Origin of the sequence: Streptomyces sp. NPDC048001 (genome assembly GCF_043203115.1) — a bacterium.
Taxonomy (GTDB): Bacteria; Actinomycetota; Actinomycetes; order Streptomycetales; family Streptomycetaceae; genus Streptomyces; species Streptomyces sanyensis.
The window spans coordinates 360665-378063 of sequence record NZ_JBIDBN010000005.1 but is presented as its reverse complement, the minus strand read 5'-3'; the positions used below and the strand labels follow the sequence as shown (position 1 = coordinate 378063).

Below are 17399 nucleotides of genomic sequence, written 5' to 3'. Positions count from 1 at the left end.
TTACTTCCAGTCCTTGAGGAGCTTGCGGTACTCCTCGGCGGTCGCCTTGGCGCCGTTCTCCGGCGTGGTCTGGCCCGTCAGGACCTTGGTGTACTCGGTCTGGAGCGGGGCGAAGAGGGAGCCGGTCTCGGGGATCCAGGGGCGCTCGACCGCCTTGTCGACGACCGGGCGGAAGAAGCCGACGATCTCGTTGGAGGCGACGCCGGGCTGGGAGTAGACCGAGTTGCGGGTGGGGAGCAGGCTGAGCTCCTTGGCGACCTTGGCCTGGGTCTCGGCGGAGGTCATGTACTCGGTGAAGGCGTAGGAGGCCTCCAGGTTCCCGGAGCCCGCGTAGACGGCCAGGTTGTGGCCTCCCTGCGGGGCGCCCTGACCGGCGGAGCCGGCCGGGACGGGGGCGATGCCGAGGTTGGACTTGTCGGCGAACTCGGCGCCGGCGTAGGTGTCCGTCACGGCCCAGGGGCCGTTGATCATCATGGCGACCTTGCCGTCCTTGAAGGACGCCTGCATGTTGTCCCAGCCGTTGGTGGCGTCGGTGATCGCGGCCTTGGAGTCCACCAGGTCCTTGACGACCTTCATCGCCTTGACGCCGGCCTCGCCGTCGACGGTGACCTGCTTCTTCTCCGCGTCGACCAGGTCGCCGCCCTCGCCGTAGAGGAAGGACAGGAACCAGTAGGCGTCGTCACCGCGGAGGTAGAGGCCGGTCTTGCCGGTCTTGTCCTTGATGGCGGTGGCGACGGTCTTCAGCTCGTCGATGGTCGTGGGGACCTCGACGCCGGCCTCCTTGAAGATCTTCTTGTTGTAGAAGACGCCCATGGAGTCGATGACCTGCGGCACCGCGTAGGTCTTGCCGTCGTACTTGGTGGACGCCGCGGCCTGCGGAAGGAAGTCCTTCTCCTCCTTCAGCGCGGAGGTGCCGTCGAGCGGGGCGAGGTAGCCCAGGTCGGCGAACTCGGGGGTCCAGGCGACCTCCGAGCGGATCACGTCCGGAGCGCCGGAACCCGCCTGGGCGGCGTTCTTGAACTTGTTCTGCGCCTCACCGAACGGGACGTTGACGTAGTTGACCTTCACCTCGGGGTGGAGCTTGGTGAAGTCCTCGGCGATCTTCTTGAAGACCTTGTCCTCGCTGCCGACCGTGGAGGTGTCCCACCAGGTGACGGTGCCGCTGAGCTCGCCGCCCGCGCTCTTGCCGCCGCTCTCGCCGCCGTTGTCCCCACCGCACGCCGTCGCCGACACGGCCAGTGCCGCGACCAGAGCGGTGGCCGCTATGCCACGCCGCATGTGAACTCCTTCAGTGAAGCCCGGAAGGGCGGGGGCTCAGACCTGGCCTCCCGCCGTCCGCTTCCTCGCGGTGCCGGGTTGCCAGGAACGTAACAGGGCTGAAAACCATCGGAAAGACCTTGCGGCAACTTTCTGCAAGCCAGGGGGATCGTTACATCCGCGTGTCTGGAGAGTTGCCGTTCATTCGCTTGACACTGCGGCGGAACCAGGGTGCCTGCACCCGCAAGAGTTCGGCAAGACCTCCGCAAGACTTTGCAGCGCTGTGACGAGCCTCTCGCCGGGTGCGGACGAACGCACCGATCACGCACCTGGTGGGCAATTCACCCACCGCCCGGTACAGTCCCCTTCCATGACCGCGCGGCTCGCCGACATCGCAGCCCAGGCGGGGGTCAGTGAAGCCACAGTCAGCCGCGTGCTCAACGGCAAGCCCGGTGTGGCCGCGGCCACCCGCGAGTCCGTTCTCGCCGCACTCGACGTGCTGGGCTACGAGCGGCCTGTCCGGCTGCGCCGCAGCAGCGCCGGGCTGGTCGGACTGATAACCCCCGAACTGGACAACCCGATCTTCCCCGCGCTCGCGCAGGTGATCGGCCAGGCGCTGACCCGCCAGGGGTACACCCCCGTCCTCGCGACGCAGACCCCCGGCGGCTCCACCGAGGACGAGCTGACCGAGATGCTGGTCGACCGCGGCGTCGCCGGGATCATCTTCGTCTCCGGACTGCACGCCGACACCACCGCCGACACCGGGCGCTACGACCGGCTGCGCGCCCAGGGCGTACCGCACGTCCTCGTCAACGGCTTCTCCCCGGCGGTGCAGGCGCCGTTCGTCTCCCCCGACGACCGGGCGGCCATGCACCTGGCGGTGGGGCACCTGGCCTCGCTCGGGCACTCCCGGATCGGGCTGGCCGTCGGGCCGCGGCGCTTCGTGCCCGTGCTGCGGAAGATCGAGGGCTTCCAGCAGGCGATGGCGGAGCGCTTCGGGCTGACCGAGGAGGAGGCGCAGGCCCTGGTCCAGCACTCGCTCTACACCCTGGAGGGCGGCCAGGCGGCCGCGGCCGCGCTCATCGCCCGGGGCTGCACGGCGGTGGTGTGCGCGAGCGACATGATGGCGCTGGGCGCCGTGCGGGCGGCACGGCAGCAGGGGCTGCGGGTTCCGGCGGAGGTCTCGGTGGTCGGCTTCGACGACTCGCCGCTCATAGCCTTCACCGATCCCCCGCTGACGACCGTCCGGCAGCCCGTGCAGGCCATGGGGCAGGCCGCGGTGCGGGCCCTGCTGGAGGAGATAGGGGGCACCCCCGCCCCGCACAGCGAGTTCGTCTTCATGCCGGAGCTGGTCGTACGGGGGTCCACGGCCTCGGCTCCCGAGGGGCGCTGAGGGCGGTCCCGTCCCTCCCCGGCGGGGCGCGGCGACCTCCGCGGCACCGGCCGCGCTGTCGCCGGTCCCGCCCGGGGAGCCGGTCCCGCCCGGGGAGCCGGTCCCGCCCGGGGAGCCGGTCCGGCCCAGGGACCGGCGGCTGCCGGCGGTGCCGGTCCTCCCTCGCGCCTGGCGGCCGGGGCACCCGGGGAGTCGCCACGGAAGTTGTGGCGGTACCGGGAACGCTTCCCTCCGGGCGGCGCGGCCGGTGCCGGGCGGGAGCGGAAGAACCCCCGGCCGATCGGCTCCCGCCCGGCAGCCCGGTCATCCGGCGGCGAGCAACTGCGCCAGCGCGGTGGCCGTCGACGGGTGGCGGGCCGGCAGGACCGCTCCGCCGCTCTGCGGCGTGGTCCAGCCTCCGTCGCAGCCCAGCAGTCCCGCCAGGGCGTCGCACGCCGTGGGGTGCTCCGCCAGCAGAGCGGCCCCGGCGGCGCCCCGCGCAGACCGTTCCGCGCGAGGCGCCTGCTCGGCACGCCACGGCGGAGTCCAGGCGTCCAGTGCCGCCAGGCGCCCGGGGAAGATCCTCCCCGCCTCGCGTATCAGCAGCGGTGCGAGTTCGGCGCCACCGCCCTTGAGCGTGGTGATGAGCGTCGGCAGCCACGGCAGCAGGACCGGGTCGGGCAGCCTCCCGAACGCGTTCGACACCATCTCCACCACGAGGTCCGTCAGCGCCGGTACGGGCTCCAGGGCGTGGACGAAGCCGCTGAGGTAGCGGGGGAAGGCGGGCACGACCAGCGGATTGCCGAGCATGTCGTCGCAGCGGGTGCGCAGTTCCTCGCGGGAGACCGTCCCCAGCTGCACCTGGGCGGCCCACAGCAGGGCCGTTCTGGACGGCTCCAGGGGGTGCGACTGCGCCACCGCCAACTCCAGCTGGGAGCGGTCGCAGCCGAGCGAGAGCGCCAGGGACTCCATCCCGAACAGGAAGCCGAGCATCGCCGCCACCTGGCGGACGGTGGCGTCCTCTTCGGTGAAGGCGGTGGGCAGCAGGGTGCAGTAGTGGGCGTAGCCGGCCCTGACGAAGGACTCGATCCACGACGGCAGCTCGGGTTCCGCAGTGCGGTAGTAGGCCAGCAGCCGACGCACCCGGCGCAGCACCTCCGGTGCTCCGTCGACGCTGCGCTCCGCGGCCAGCACCTCCAGGGCACGGGTGCCCAGCTCGTCGGCGAGGCGCCGGCTGCCCAGGTACAGCACCGCGTCCTCGACCGCGCCCAGTACCTCGGCCGCGGTGGCACGGGGACCGTAGGCGGTGCGCCGCAGCCGCTGCTCCAGGACCTGTTCGATACTCACGCCCTCGTACCCCAGCTCGATCAGGGCCCGCTGGTGGGTGCCCAGTGCCAGGTCCCAGGACTCCTGGAGGGACCGTTCGCCGAGTCGGCGCTCGCCCATGATCGGACGGGCCGCCCCCGGCGGCAGAAGGCGGCGCAGCATCCACAGCACGTCGGAGCAGGGCCGGAGTTCCGGACTGCCCATCAGGTCCAGCAGTGCCCGTTTCACTCCGCGCTGCTCCATCTTCAGACCGAGCGGGGCGAGGCGGTCGTGCACGTCCCGGGCGAGCGGAGGCAGGGCGTCGTAGCCGACCCGGCCGATCCGGTCGCCCCCCATCATGATCTCCACGAGGCGGGCGACGTCCCGTCGACCGGGAACACCGTCCTTCTCGATGCAGGTCACCGCGGCGTCCTGGAAGTCGTACGGGGTGGGCTTGGCCCGGTCCCGCATCCCGGCCAGGAGGATGGAGGTCTCGAAGACGGCGATGGCGTCCGCGGTGGAGGCGAGGTAGCCGTTGCGGCGGGCCGCCCGGACGATGTCCACCGACCAGCCGAGCAGTTCGGCCTCGTCCAGTGTGTCGATCACCGGCGGTCTGCGCAGGAACCCCGAGAGACGGTCCTCGAACGGTGGCTGCGGGGCGGGGACCGGTACGGCGGCCCCCTTCCCGGCGCGAGGTCCCGCCGTGCCCGCCTGCCCCGCGAGCCGGTAGGGCCTCACTCGGGTGCGCTTGAGGTTCTTGGCCCACTGCGTCGCCGCGATGGAGACCGATCCCGAGGCGAGACCGAACTGGGACTCGATGGCCGCGTGGCTGGAGGGGATGAGCCCGTGCTGCCAGGTGGTCCCGCTCGGCGGCGCGATCCGGTAGGTGTCCGAGCCGGCCACCCCGAACTCCTCGACGCGGCTGGCCGCGTGGAAGGCGCCGCAGACGTAGAGGCAGTCGGCCGGGTCGATGGACCCGGCGGCCAGGTGGTGGCGCATCCGCGTCCACATGTACCGCTCGCGCTCCTCGTCGACCCGGACCCGGCCCCCGTCGCCCGGTGCGAGCCGGCGGAACAGGCTGCCGATGAGGAACATCACCTGGCGGTAGGTGTCGTGGTCGCCGTCGCCGAGCGGCACCTCCACGTACTGGTGCCACCACTCCGACCAGTGACGCACCTTGCCGTGGCGCAGCAGGTGCTCCTCCAGTTCGGCGAAACGGGGCCGCAGGTCACCGATCTCGATGCCGACGGCCTCGCCGTGCAGCGCCGCCCCGGACTCCGCCGGGCGCCCCTCCTCCGACGCCTCCGCGTCGGCCGCCCGCTGCTCACGGGGCTCCTCGGGCTGCTGCCCGAGGGCGTCCCACTGGAAGACGTGGTCCGAGGAGCGGTCCACCAGGACGAGTTCCACACCGGGGGTGTCCAGGGCGTAGGCGATGGCCTGGTACTCGGCGGAGGCCTCGGTGATCGGGGCGACGACCGACAGCGGGGCCCACTCGGCCGGGAAGCCGTCGATCTCGCTGGCGAAGGCCTGGACCGCCACCGGGAGGCGGCAGTTGCGCAGTTCGTTGAGCAGCGGCGCCATGTCCTCGCACAGCTCCAGGTACACGACCTTGGGCTGCTTCTCGCGCAGGCGGCGGGCCATGGCCATGGCGGAGGCGGGCGAGTGGTGGCAGACCGGGAAGATCTCCAGCGGTTCGTTCACCGCACGGTCCACGTCGTCGACCATCCCGAGGAGGATGCCCTCCAGGGCGTCCCGTCCTCCGGCGAAGACCTCGGCCGCCTGGTGCAGTTGCTCCCGGAGCGCGCCGAACGGGGTCGGGTCCTGGGCGCTCACGAGAGCGTGGCGATCGCGTCGCGGCCGCCCTCCAGGAACTCCGGCCAGGAGCCCCCCTTCTCCTTGCTGCGCGGCTCGACCACGCCGTGCAGGTACTTGTTCAGGATGGCCAGGTCCTCCGGCTCCCGGCGGGTGAGCGAGCCGACGAGAGAGGCGGCGAGAGTACGGGCGGTCAGGGTGCGCTCGCCGAAGAAGGTGCTGTGCAGCACGGCGTCCTCCAGAACGCCGATCTGCTCGGCCGTGGAGAGCGCGGACTCCAGCTTCTCGTCGTCGCTCCCCGCCGCGGCGGAGGTGGCACGCAGGTCGGCGAAGCTCTGGAGCAGGACGTCCAGCAGGGTGGGCGGAACGTCCAGGTCGATCGCGTGGCGGCGCAGCAGTTCCTCGGTGCGGAAGCGGACGATCTCCGCCTCGCTCTTCTTGTTGGTGACGACCGGGATGCGGACGAAGTTGAAGCGGCGCTTGAGGGCGGAGGAGAGGTCGTTGACGCCGCGGTCGCGGCTGTTGGCGGTGGCGATCACCGAGAACCCGGGCTTGGCGAAGACGATGTTGTCCCCGCCGCCGTCGCTCTCCAGCTCCGGGACGGAGATGTACTTCTCGGAGAGCACGGAGATGAGCGCGTCCTGGACGTCGCTGGTGGAGCGGGTGAGCTCCTCGAAGCGGCCGATGGACCCGCCCTCCATGGCGGTCATGATCGGCGAGGGGATCATCGACTCCCGGGACTGGCCCTTGGCGATGACCATCGACACGTTCCACGAGTACTTGATGTGGTCCTCGGTGGTGCCGGCCGTGCCCTGCACGACGAGGGTGGAGTTCCGGCAGATCGCAGCGGACAGGAGCTCGGCCAGCCAGCTCTTGCCGGTGCCGGGGTCGCCGATGAGCAGCAGGCCGCGGTCGGAGGCGAGGGTGACGATGGAGCGCTCGACGAAGCTGCGGTCGCCGAACCACTTCTGGGAGACCTCCCGCTCGAGACCGTCGGAGCGCTCGGAGCCGAGGATGAACAGACGGACCATCTTCGGGGACAGCCGCCAGGAGAAGGGCTTGGGGCCGTCGTCGATCGACTCCAGCCAGTCGAGCTCCTCGGCGTACTTGATCTCGGCGGGAGCGCGCAGCAGGTCGGACATGGGAAGGGCCTTTCGGGTGGGTTCGTGGGCGGGGCGCGGTGGGCGGGGCCCGTTGGGGGCCGGGTCGCCGCGGAGGCGGGCCCTCAGGTGAGGAAGGTCTTGAGCTCGTGGACGAGCTTGTCGATGTGGCCGGAGACCACCGGTGTGCCGAGGGCCTTGAACCGCTCCCGGAACCAGGGGTTGACCTCCTGGCGCCCGGAGCTGGTCACGGAGCCGACGGGAATGAACTTCGCGCCGGAGCGGTGGACCGCCTCGATGCCCTCGAACAGCGGCTGGGACCGGTCGAACTCGTAGAAGTCCGAGATCCAGACCATGACGGTGTTCTTCGGTTCGGCGATCTTCGGCCGGGCCATGGCCATGGCCACCGGGCCGTCGTTGCCGCCGCCCAGTTTGGTGCGCAGCAGCACGTCGAAGGGGTCGTTCACCCAGGGGGTGAGGTCGATGGCCCGGGTGTCGTAGGCGATCAGATGGACGTCCACCTTGGGCAGGCCGGCGAAGATCGAGGCGAGGATGGTGCAGTTGACCATGGAGTCGACCATGGACCCGGACTGGTCCACCACTACGATCAGCCGCTGGGGCGTCGTCCTGCGGACGGTGTGCCGGTAGTAGAGGCGGTCGACGTAGAGGCGCTCCTCCTCCGGGCTCCAGTTGGTGAGGTTCTTCCAGATGGTGCGGTCGAGGTCGAGGTTGCGGAAGACGCGCTTGGGCGGGACCGAGCGGTCCAGCTCGCCTGCCGTGGCCTTCTCGACCTGGGTGCGCAGGACCTCGGCCACCTCGTCCACGTAGCGGCGGATGAGGGACTTGGCGTTGGCGAGGGCGACCCCGGAGAGGTTGCCCTTGTCCCGGAGGAGCTGCTCGATCAGGGACATGCTGGGCGTCAGGCGCGCGGACAGCCGGGGGTCGGCCAGCACCTCCCGCAGATGCATGCGGGCCACCAGGTCGGCTTCGATGGATCCCAGCTCGCCTCCGAGGCCGTCTTCGCCGCCCGCGGCCGCGGCCCGGCCGGCCCGCAGGGCCCCGGGGCGGGAGCCGAGAGCCCTCTCCAACCAGCCCGCGTCGGACTGCCAGCGGGCCAGGCGGTCGGCGGTGACGGTGCCCGAGCCGGTGGCGAACACATTGAGCAGGACCTTGGAGGCGAGGGCCGCCCTGCGGACCTCCGCGGCGCGGTCGCGGCCGCCGTCCGGCTCGGCCTCGGGCGCCATCAGTCCGTCGAAGGCGTCGGCCAGCTCCGGATGCCGCTGGACGACCGAGTCGACGGAGGTGCCGGGGTCGAGCAGGGCGGGCGGCAGGCCGATGTCCTCGACGACGGCGAGACTGGCCGACTCCAGCGTCTGGTGCTCCTCCGGGTCGAAGAGCCTGGACAGCAGGCGCCAGTACAGGACCTGGCGCCGGTTGTCGTGCGGGTCCGGTGCGCTCGGCGCCCCGTCCGGCCGGGGGCCGGCGTGCTCCGTGGAGTGCTCGGTCATGTGCGCAGCAGCCTTCCGGCTCGTTCCCTCAGACCGGCTACGGCATCGGTGGCCGCCTTCTCGGCCCGGATTCCCGCCTTGTCCGCGGTGCCCCCCGCCCATGCCCCGGCGTGGACGGCGACGGCCTTCTTCCGGACCACCGTCTCCACCGCGAGAGGCTGGACGGTGAACCGCCCGGCGTCCCACCGCAGGAGCCCGATGCAGGCACGGGACCGGGCCACCGTCTCGGCGGTCAGCGGTCCGGCGGCGGGGAGGCGGTCCCCGTCGACGGTCAGGGGGTGTCCGGCGAGTTCGAGCGCGGCCGGGCCGTCCTCCTCCGCGCGGACCGCGTACCCCTCCAGCAGGATCGGGACGGCGATGCGGACCGGGTGCCGGTCGAGCGGGGCGGTCGCCGCCGAGGTCGAGGCGGGCAGTACCACCCGGGCGGTGGCGAAGGGGTCGGCCTCGTCCGCGGGGCGGGCATGTGCCTCGTCCCACAGCAGGTCGCCCTCGCCGGTGAGGGGCATGGCGTCGAGCTCCATCGAACGGCCCTCTCCCGCGGCGGCGAGAAGGGACAGATGCGGCCGGAGCAGTTGCCACAGGCCCGCGCCGACCACCGTGTCGGGCTTGGGCGCGGATGCGGCGGCGCGGACCAGGCGGGGCGCACCGCCGTCCGCCGGTTCGAACACGGCGTGCACCTGGGCCTGGACGGCGGTGGCGTGCTCCTGGAGGTCGACTCCCAGCGGCAGCAGGCGCCCGGTGGCCGGCGTCGTCGCGGGAGCGGGGGCCGCACCGGGCAGCGTCAGCAGCAGGGACCGCATCCACAGGTCGGCCCAGCGGCGCTCCGGGACGCGCTCCAGCGTCGCGCCGGGGCAGGACGCGGCCAGTTCGGCGGCGAAACCGTCGAGGAGGGCGGCCTGGCGGCGCAGCAGGGTGTCGGGCAGCATCGCGGAGACGACCGGCGCCGCTCCGGCGGCGAGGTCGTGGTCCAGGCCCCGCCAGCCGCTGCGGGCCAGGTCGCACAGCCAGCTGCGGGCCGCGGCCGACAGGTTGGACGCGGGCTCCGGGCCGGGATCCTGCCGCTCCGGTGCCTCTGCGGGCGCGGGGCGGCCGGTGGCTTCGTCGACACGGGTGGCGAGTGCGTCGTGGACGGAACCGAGCAGCGCGGCACGGGCGGCGGCCAGAGCGAGGAAGTGCTCCTCACCGGCGGCTCCGGCGGCCGCCTTGCCGGCGGCCTCGGCGGCCCGGGCGGCCAGCGGGGTGCCGGTGACGGCCTCGGCGAGCCGGTCGAGCCCCTCGGCCTGGGCGGGGCGGGGCCGCAGCAGACCGTCGGTGAGCACTGCGTCGAAGGCGTCCACCGCGGCGAGCGCCTCGTCGAGGCCCTCGATCGGTTCGCCGAGCAGGTCGGTGCGCATCAGGCAGCCGCCCTCGTGGTCGGGAACCACTGCATCTCGGGCAGCGGCGCGGTGGTCGGGGGGAGTTCGAGGTAGGCCAGGTGGCGCAGGAAGCGGCTGAAGACGGGTGCCGCCGCCGAGGTGTCGCCCTGGGCGGGCCGTGTCCGGGTCATGGTCCCGAGGAGGGCGGCGGCGTCGGGCTCGGGGGCCGTCTCGACCTTCAGGTACCGGGCGACGCGCTCGGCGCCGTACTGGAGGACCGCCTCGGTGACCAGGGCGCGGAGGTGGTTGCAGAAGGTGCCCCGGGCACCGCCGCACGGGCGGTTGTTGTTGGTGCTGCAGGCGAAGGCGTACGTCCCGGCGGAGATCGACGAGACATAGACGCGGCCTATGTCCGAGCCGCTGGAGACGACTCCCTGCAACCGGCCGTCGGCCAGCTCGACGAACGGCACCTTGGCCAGCTTCCGCGGCCGAGCGGGCGCCACCACCCGCGCCGTGCTCGACTTCTCCCAGACCGACACCACGTCAACTCCCATACGTAGGGCAAAGAAAAGGGGGTGTTCCAGCCACCCCGGCGGAACACGAACGAAGGTATCCCCGGCCACTGACAACGGCCCCCGCCCGTCCACAGCACCGGTACGACAATCGTTCGGGCTGCCGCCAGGACAGCCCCGAGGGGCGGCGCGCACCCCTTCTGCGCACAGGGCCCCACCCACCGGCGGCCCCTGCCCGGGAACTCCCGGCCGGAGGGCGGGAGCCGGTGTCCACCAATCTGCGCTCCCGGGGCCGGGCACCGCTGATGCTGTTCTGTTCAGCGAGGCCGGCGCAGAGGACGCCCCGACGAGGATCAGGGTCGGCTCGCATCCCGAGGCGCCCAAGGTGCTGGAGGAGTACGGGGAGGAGGGGGCGACCGGGCCGGTCCTCGCGCCCGGCCTGGAGGCGGCGCCCGCGCGCCGGCCGCCCGCCCTCGCCACCGGGTCCCCGGGTCCCCGGGGGGACGTCTTCCTGTGCCATCCGTTGCTCGTCCACACGCGGCACAGCCGCGCCACGGGGTGCGCTCTCCCTCGTGCTCGTTCCGCGTGCCCGTTCCGCTCGTGTGGGTCGTTCCGCACTCCCGCGCCACGCCGCGTACGGGTTCCGTACGCGGAAGGAACGCCTGCCGTACGGTTGATGACGTAGGGTGCGGTGGGGAGGTGTGGCATGTCCGAGTTGTTCGATGCGGTCGACGCGCTGGTCGCGTCCCGCTCTCCGCTGCCTCCGCCCGAGGAGCGCAAGCGGCTGCGTATCGCGCACGGCCTGACGCTGGAGGAAGTCGCCGCGGCGTTGAAGGTGCGGCGGGCCACCGTGTCGGGCTGGGAGTCCGTGAGGAAGCCGACCGAGCCGCGCGGGCCGGAGCGCGAGGCGTACGCGCGGCTGCTGAAGCAGCTCGCGGAGCTGTACCCCGCAGCCCCGGAAGAGGTGGTCCGCGCCCCGGACGTGCCCCTGCAGAACGCGGCCACCGGCGCCGCGCCCGCGCAGGTACCGGCGCCGCAGGCGCCTGCGGCGCCCGGGCCGGAGGTGGCAAGCGCCCCCGAGGACCCCCGGAGCGGCACGGCCGCGGCCCGTCCGGCGCGCACCACCGGGCCGACGACCTCGGCGTCGCGCCGCCCGGGCGCGAGGAAGGCGGCCCCGGCCGGTGCCCCGGCGGGCGGCGCGGATCCGCGGTTCGAGAACGGGCCGCTGGCGGTCGTCGGGGTCGAGGACGGGAAGGTGCTGGCGTACTGCACCGGCGGGCTGGTCCTGGACGTGCCCGCACGGAGCCTGCCGTCCCTGGTGGAGTGGACGCTCAAGGAGGCGAGGATCGGTCAACCGAGGCTGTCCCGGCCGGGCAGGGACGCCGATCCGCTGCTCGTGCTCACCGGCGCCGCGCTGGAGCGCTACGGCCTCCCGGCCGTGCTCACGGAGGAGGAGCGGCTCGCCGGGCGCCTGCCGGAGGGCCACACGGCCGTCAGGCAGCTGACCCGCGCCGAGTGGAGGCTGACGCAGCGCGGGTTGGGACCCTGGGCGCGGATCTACCGCCCCGCGACCGGTTCTGAGCGGGCCTGCGTGCAGCTGTGCATCCCGTCCTGGCAGGCGCTGGACCCGCGCCACTGGGGCGAGGCCGGGCAGCTCCCGCCCGCCGAACTCGCCCGGGTCCTGGGCGTGTACGCGTCCCGGGTGATGACGCCGCGCGGCTCGACCGCGGTGACCGGCCTGGAGCTGATGACCGCGCTGCACCCGCCGACCCGCGCCTCCGAGGCGGATTCCGAGGGCCGCCGCCGCTCCGAGCAGAACCCCGGCTCGCTGGGCAAGGACCCGGTCGACCTGATGAACTGGCCGCCGTGCGAGGTGCCCGACGGCCACCCGGTCCTCAAGGACCTGCCCCGCTTCCACGTCCGCGGCCCCGGCGAGAAGCTGTTCGAGGAGGCATACGACTGGGCGCGGCCGATGACCGACGCGGAGTGCACCCTGCGGCACCTGGTCGGCATCGACGTCAACATGGCCTTCGCCGCGGGCGCGAACGGGTTGAGCGTCGGCCTCGGGGAAGCGACGCACCTCAAGGCCCCGGCGTTCGACCCGAAGCTGCCCGGCTCCTGGCTGGTCGACCTGTCCCACGTCGACCTGTCGAGGGTGAAGGTCGGCAAGGAGCGGGTGGAGCTGGACGGCTCACTGCTGCCCTCCCCGTTCACACCGAAGGGAGACCGCCCGGAGGGACCGGCCTGGTACGCGACGCCCACCGTCGCCTACGCGGTGGAACTCGGCTACGACGTCGCGCCGCTGGAGGCGTACGTCCGGTACGAGAACAGCCGCTACCTGGACGGCTGGTACCAGCGGCTGCGCGACGCCTACCTCGCCACGATGGCCGACCTCGGTGTCGGCGCCGACCTCGCCCCGGCGGACTTCCTCGCCGCGATGGACGGCTACAAGGACCGCGACCCGGAACTGGCGATCGTCACCACGGCCATCAAGGCCACGGTGAAGGGCGGCCTGGGCAAGCTGCGCGAACGGCCCCGCGGCGAGGGCTGGCGCCCCGGCGAGCCGTGGCGCGCCCTCACCCGCCCCACCTGGCGGCCCGACATCCGCGCGGCGGTCATCTCCCGCACCCGGATCAACCTGCACCGCAAGATCGTCAAGCACGCGGCGTTCACCGGGCAGTACCCGGTCGCGATCCTCTCCGACTGCGTCGTCTACGCCGCCGGCGGACCGAGCCCCCTGGACTTCCTGCCCTACCGGGAGGGCAAGCCCCTCCCGGGTGGGTTCAAGCTCGGCGTCAACCCCGGCCTGGTCAAGCACGAGGGAAGCCAGAGCGTGCTGTGGGGCGAGGAGGTCCGCGACCGGTTCGACGCGCCGGAGCTCAACCTCGCCAGGTACATCAAGGACGGCACCGTCACCGACGCCGACAGCGGAGAGTAGGAGAGGGCGACCATGAGCCTGTTCGGGGACGGCCTGGACGCCGCGGTGCAGAAGGCCTTCACCCGCCCGGTGCCCAAGAGCGCCGGTGCGCAGATGCGCTACCTGGTCAAGCAGCTCAAGGGCACCAGGGCCGTCGCCCGGACGCTGCAGGTCTCCCAGCGCACCGTCGAACGCTACGTCACGGGCCAGATCAGGACGCCCCGCCCGGAACTCGCCGCCCGCCTGGAGCGGGAGGTGAAGGCGCGGTGGCAGCCGCAGATCCGGGCCCGGGCCCGGCAGAAGGCGGCGACCACCGAGGGGATCGTGGTCGACACCCGCGCCCGCATGGGCTACACCGCGCCCGTCGGGTCGACGGACGAGTCCCGTATCCGGCACCTGACCGTGGCCCTGCCCCCGCGCTACGCGGCACGCCTCTTCGACGCCCGGGCCGCGGGTGCCGACGAGCGGGTGCTCAGGGAGATCACCGCCGAAGGGCTCAGGGAGGTCTACTTCCAGGACGGCGGCCGACGGGCCGGCAGCCTGGAGGAGGTCCGGCTCACGGATGTGGAGCACCTGGAGTTCGACCTGTAGGGACCGCACCCCGCCGGGTGGCCGTCATCTGAGTGTGGTCGGGTAGCCGGATCACACCGAGCCGAACGCAACGGCTGCCGTAGCCAGGCTGCCGGCCGCGAGTGAGCCCGTGGGCCGCAGCACGACGGTCGTCGCCAAGGGGGCGTGCTGTCACCAGGGGCGTGGACGGCGGGTGCCGAGCAGGGTTCCGGCCCGCGATGCGGTCCCAGTCGGCCAGCCCCGCGTCCCACTTGCGTCGGCGCAGCATGTGGTCGCTGAAGAGGCGCCGACTCCGGTCGAGCAGCTCGCCCGCCTCCGCGTCGCCGGGTCGCAGCAGGGCGGTGGCGGTCTCGCGGACGACACCGGCGCCGGGGGCGTCGAGGAGCCGCCGCAACTGCTCGTATCCACGCAGCCCGGTTCCCGCAGCCCTGCCACCGCTCGCGCCCGCACCCCGGCCGCCGGGTGCGCGAGCGGCGGTCGCAGCAGCCCGGCGTCCGCGCGGTTCCCGCACTCGGCCAGCCCGAGCGCTACCCCGGCGAGCTGCACACGAGGGGGCGGGGCCGCGTGGCAGCGTCGATGGGAGAGCCGGTGGACAGTCGTCGAACTGTCAGTGCTCGTCCTTAGGGTCGGACCCATGGCAGACGACCTGGTCCGGGACGCGTGGAACCGCATCGACACGTGGCTGCGCGAGCACGCCCCTCGCACCTTCGCCACGCTCCGGCCGCCCGCGGGGCCCGAGGAGGTGGCGTCGGCGCAGGAGGCGCTGGGGGTCGTCTTCCCCACCGACCTGGTCGCGTCTCTGCTGCGGCACAACGGAGCGGTGGACGGGGCCGAGGCGTTCCGGTTCGACACGGACGACCGGCTGCTCGGAGTGGCCGGGATCCTGAGGGACACCGAGTTCATGCGCCACAGCGCGGAAGACCTCGACGAGGAGCAGGCCGCATCCTACTGGCACCACGGATACGTGAAGTTCGGTTCCTACGGGGCGACGTCCGACGGACTCCTGATCGACTGCCGTCCCGGGCGGAACTCCTTCGGTGCCGTCGGACGGTTCTTCGACGAGACCGGCACCGGCTTCGGGCAGGCAGACTCACTGGGCGGATATCTGGCAGAGCTGGCCGACCGGCTCGAACGCGGCCGGGACGGGGGTGCCGTCACGTTCAACGGCCGGCTGTTCTGGGAGTGGGCATGCCCTGCCCTCCCGGAGTGGGGCAGCGCCGACGAGCCTCTTCCCGCACCGGACGAGTGGCTGCCGGAGTTGGACCTTTCCTGCAGCCCCGAGGACCTCCTGCACGCGAGCCACCTGGACGATCTCGAGGAGCTCGGCGCACTCCTCGCGGTCCTGCCGCGTGAGCGGGTGGCCGAGGCCGCACGGAGGCAACTGCGCAGGCTGGCCGCCGAAACAGGCCTGGAGAGGTACCCCGAGATCGGGTCGGCCCTGGAGGCCGTGGAGCGCGGTGCAGCCCCACCACGGCCGGAACAGACCACCCCGCTCGTCCTGCGACTGCGCGCGGTGCTGAAGCAGGCGCACAGCCGCCGGGACCACCACCGCAGGTGGGCGGCAGAGAGGATGGTCGAAGGGATCTGGGGCTCCCCCTACAGGTCCGTGTACGAGACCGCGGGGATCCGCAGCCGCCTCACTGCCGACTGGCGTGCGGAGCTGCACGCGGACCTGGGCAGCCCCCCACTGCCTCCGATACCCGACGATCGTTTCTGGGGAGCCCTCCGCAACTCCGCCATCGACTCCGGCTGGCACGCGGCCGAGTACGGGCAGGATCAGGACTGATGCCGGAGGTCTCCCGTTCCGCCCGGTGCTTCATCCGGCCGGACCCGCCGGATGAAGCAGTCGGTCACACCAGGGCCGGGGTGGGCCATCGGGCCGGTGGCGGGAACCATCGCGCCCTCGCTCGGCGGCCGAGTGTCCCGACCGCGGCGGAACGGGTGGTGCCGCCCGCGGGGGTGGGCCGGGCGGACGGGCGCAAGCCCCTCTCCGGCCCCGCTGCCCGTCCGCCTGGCGCCCGGGCCGGTCAGTCGGGCAGGCGGTCCAGGAGCCAGGTGCAGAGTTCCTCGGTGACCTTGGTGTGGCGTTCGTTCCGCGTCGCGCAGAGGAAGTCGTCGACCTGGGCTTCGTCCGGGGGCAGGGACGCGATGTCCGCGTACAGGTCCTGGTGGGTGTCCAGGCCCCGGACGGCGACCGCACTCACCGAGGGGACGAAGCAGTGGTCCTCGACGGGCATGTCGACGCCGAGGCCGATGATCTTGTTGAGCACGTCGGCGAGGATCCGGAAGCTCTCAAGGGTGCCGCCGGGGGCGCCCTCGACGTCCGGGAGGTTCTCGGCGAGGACGTCGTTCCTCTGCGCCGTGACGACGCGGAGCGTCGCAGCGAGCGAGTCGCCCTCTGGCGGCATCGTGCGCAGGTCGGTGCCGGTGATGGCGAGGCCCTTGCCCTTGACCGCGGTGGTACCCGGCTCGATGCCGTTGCCCGTGCCGTCGCCGGTGCCGTTGGCGACCGCGAGGATCTTCGGGATCCGCGGCCAGCCGCCAACCCGCTCCAGTTCGTCGAGGAACTGGGTGCGCAGCGGGCTGACGCCGGGCTTGTCCGACCAGTCCTCGATGTGCCGCCACAGCTGCTGCTGCGCGGCAGGGCTGTTCATCTGGTCGGAGAAGCGGCTGTCCAGCCTGCGGATGTAGTGCGCGAACGCCTGCAGGGAGAGGGGGATGTGGGCGCCGTTGTGAGGGCTGTCGTAGGAGAAGTACACGCCGGCCTGGTGGTCGATGCCTTCCGTTTCCATCCTGGCGAGCGCGTAGCGGGTCACCAGGCCGCCCATGCTGAAGCCGCCTACGGCCAGGCGGGTCCGGCCCGGCCTCTCGGCGGCGGCACGACGGACGGCCTCCGTGGCCGTGCTCGCGTTGTCGAGGATCGAGGCGCTGCGCTCGTCGAAGCCGATCAGGACGACGTCCCGTCCGCGTCGGCGCAGTTCACCGATCAGCGGACAGGCGGAGCCTTGCAGGCCCGCCCAGAGCTCGTCGAGGGAACTCGGCCCGCTGTTGAAGCCGTCGGCCATGAGCACCGGCCGCACGAGGCCGCTGTTGCCCTCGCCGTAGTACACCCAGGCGGTGCCGCCCGGGAGCTGCCAGGTGTCGTCGGGATGCGGCGCGGGTGCGACCAGCTCCTTGGGCGGGGTGGCGGCGAGCGCGATCGGCGCTGCGCCCTCGAACGCGGCGATGACGTCGCGCTCTGCGGGTTCGGACATGCCCTTCCCCTGACCTGCTGTGGACATCGGGTTGCGGCGCCCTTGCGGCGCCGCGCCCCGTCCTGAGCCAGCCGATCGGCGATCTGCCGAGTTCGGGCGGAAATCCCCCTGAAGGGCTGAATTCCTCTGAAGGGCAGATTGTCCGCAAGGACCTGACTCCCCGTGCGCCCGGGTGGTGCGTCGGCAGATCGCACACGCCCGCAGCAGGCCGCCGCCTCTCCGGTCCGCCACAACTCTGCGGTGTGCGGGGCGGGTCGGCCCCCGGAGGGCTTCCTCGCCTCCGGGCACGGGGCGGCGGCCGCCATGACCCCCCTCCGGCTCCCGCTCGCCGCTGCGGCCCGGTGCCCGCCGACGGCAGGTGCGGGCACACCTGTTCGCCGGGTGAATCGGGCTACGGGGCATGGACGAGACCACCGGAGGGGTGGGGCGGGCGGTGC

General features: G+C 72.7%; 11 protein-coding genes. 4 read left to right on the top strand and 7 right to left on the bottom strand.

Annotation, left to right across the window (positions count from 1 at the left end; genetic code table 11):
• The gene (locus ACGF15_RS12075; RefSeq protein ID WP_345609579.1) at nucleotides 1-1278 is read right to left on the bottom strand and encodes an extracellular solute-binding protein; all 1278 of its coding nucleotides are present in this window, start codon (nucleotides 1276-1278) and stop codon (nucleotides 1-3) included.
• Nucleotides 1279-1627: 349 nt separating this feature from the next.
• On the opposite strand from ACGF15_RS12075, the gene ACGF15_RS12070 reads away from it, so the two are divergent.
• Nucleotides 1628-2650 (top strand): LacI family DNA-binding transcriptional regulator, encoded by a 1023-nt coding sequence (locus ACGF15_RS12070; RefSeq protein ID WP_345609581.1) that lies wholly within the window; start codon nucleotides 1628-1630, stop codon nucleotides 2648-2650.
• Nucleotides 2651-2953: 303 nt separating this feature from the next.
• Here the strand turns inward: ACGF15_RS12070 and ACGF15_RS12065 are convergent, their stop codons facing one another.
• From ACGF15_RS12065 to ACGF15_RS12045, 5 genes are all read right to left on the bottom strand, one after another.
• Entirely contained in the window at nucleotides 2954-5767 is a 2814-nt protein-coding gene (locus ACGF15_RS12065) for a hypothetical protein (RefSeq protein ID WP_392798210.1), read from the bottom strand.
• On the bottom strand, nucleotides 5764-6888 hold the full coding sequence (locus ACGF15_RS12060; protein ID WP_345609585.1) for an AAA family ATPase: 1125 nt from the start codon (nucleotides 6886-6888) through the stop codon (nucleotides 5764-5766). Before ACGF15_RS12060 ends, ACGF15_RS12065 begins: the two co-directional genes overlap by 4 nt.
• A gap of 83 nt (nucleotides 6889-6971) precedes the next feature.
• Nucleotides 6972-8354, bottom strand: coding sequence for a VWA domain-containing protein (locus tag ACGF15_RS12055; protein WP_392798207.1), 1383 nt, complete (start codon nucleotides 8352-8354; stop codon nucleotides 6972-6974).
• Nucleotides 8351-9778 carry a hypothetical protein gene (locus tag ACGF15_RS12050; RefSeq protein WP_392798204.1) on the bottom strand — a complete coding sequence of 476 codons (1428 nt, stop codon included), beginning with the start codon at nucleotides 9776-9778 and terminating at the stop codon, nucleotides 8351-8353. The genes ACGF15_RS12055 and ACGF15_RS12050 overlap by 4 nt, the downstream gene beginning before the upstream one ends.
• Entirely contained in the window at nucleotides 9748-10263 is a 516-nt protein-coding gene (locus ACGF15_RS12045) for a hypothetical protein (RefSeq protein ID WP_345609591.1), read from the bottom strand. The genes ACGF15_RS12050 and ACGF15_RS12045 overlap by 31 nt, the downstream gene beginning before the upstream one ends.
• A 664-nt stretch (nucleotides 10264-10927) precedes the next feature.
• Here ACGF15_RS12045 and tap point away from each other — a divergent pair.
• The 3 genes from tap (at nucleotide 10928) to ACGF15_RS12030 (ending at nucleotide 15494) form a co-directional block, all read left to right on the top strand.
• Entirely contained in the window at nucleotides 10928-13159 is a 2232-nt protein-coding gene (gene tap / locus ACGF15_RS12040; RefSeq protein WP_392798201.1) for a telomere-associated protein Tap, read from the top strand.
• A 12-nt stretch (nucleotides 13160-13171) separates the two neighbouring features.
• Complete coding sequence (gene tpg / locus ACGF15_RS12035) at nucleotides 13172-13729, top strand: telomere-protecting terminal protein Tpg (RefSeq protein WP_362610295.1); 558 nt, start codon at nucleotides 13172-13174, stop codon at nucleotides 13727-13729.
• 613 nt (nucleotides 13730-14342) lie between these two features.
• Nucleotides 14343-15494 (top strand): SMI1/KNR4 family protein, encoded by a 1152-nt coding sequence (locus tag ACGF15_RS12030; protein ID WP_345609597.1) that lies wholly within the window; start codon nucleotides 14343-14345, stop codon nucleotides 15492-15494.
• A gap of 241 nt (nucleotides 15495-15735) precedes the next feature.
• On the opposite strand, the gene ACGF15_RS12025 is transcribed toward ACGF15_RS12030, so the two are convergent.
• Nucleotides 15736-16962, bottom strand: coding sequence for an esterase/lipase family protein (locus ACGF15_RS12025; protein ID WP_392798196.1), 1227 nt, complete (start codon nucleotides 16960-16962; stop codon nucleotides 15736-15738).
• Nucleotides 16963-17399 lie beyond the last annotated feature (437 nt).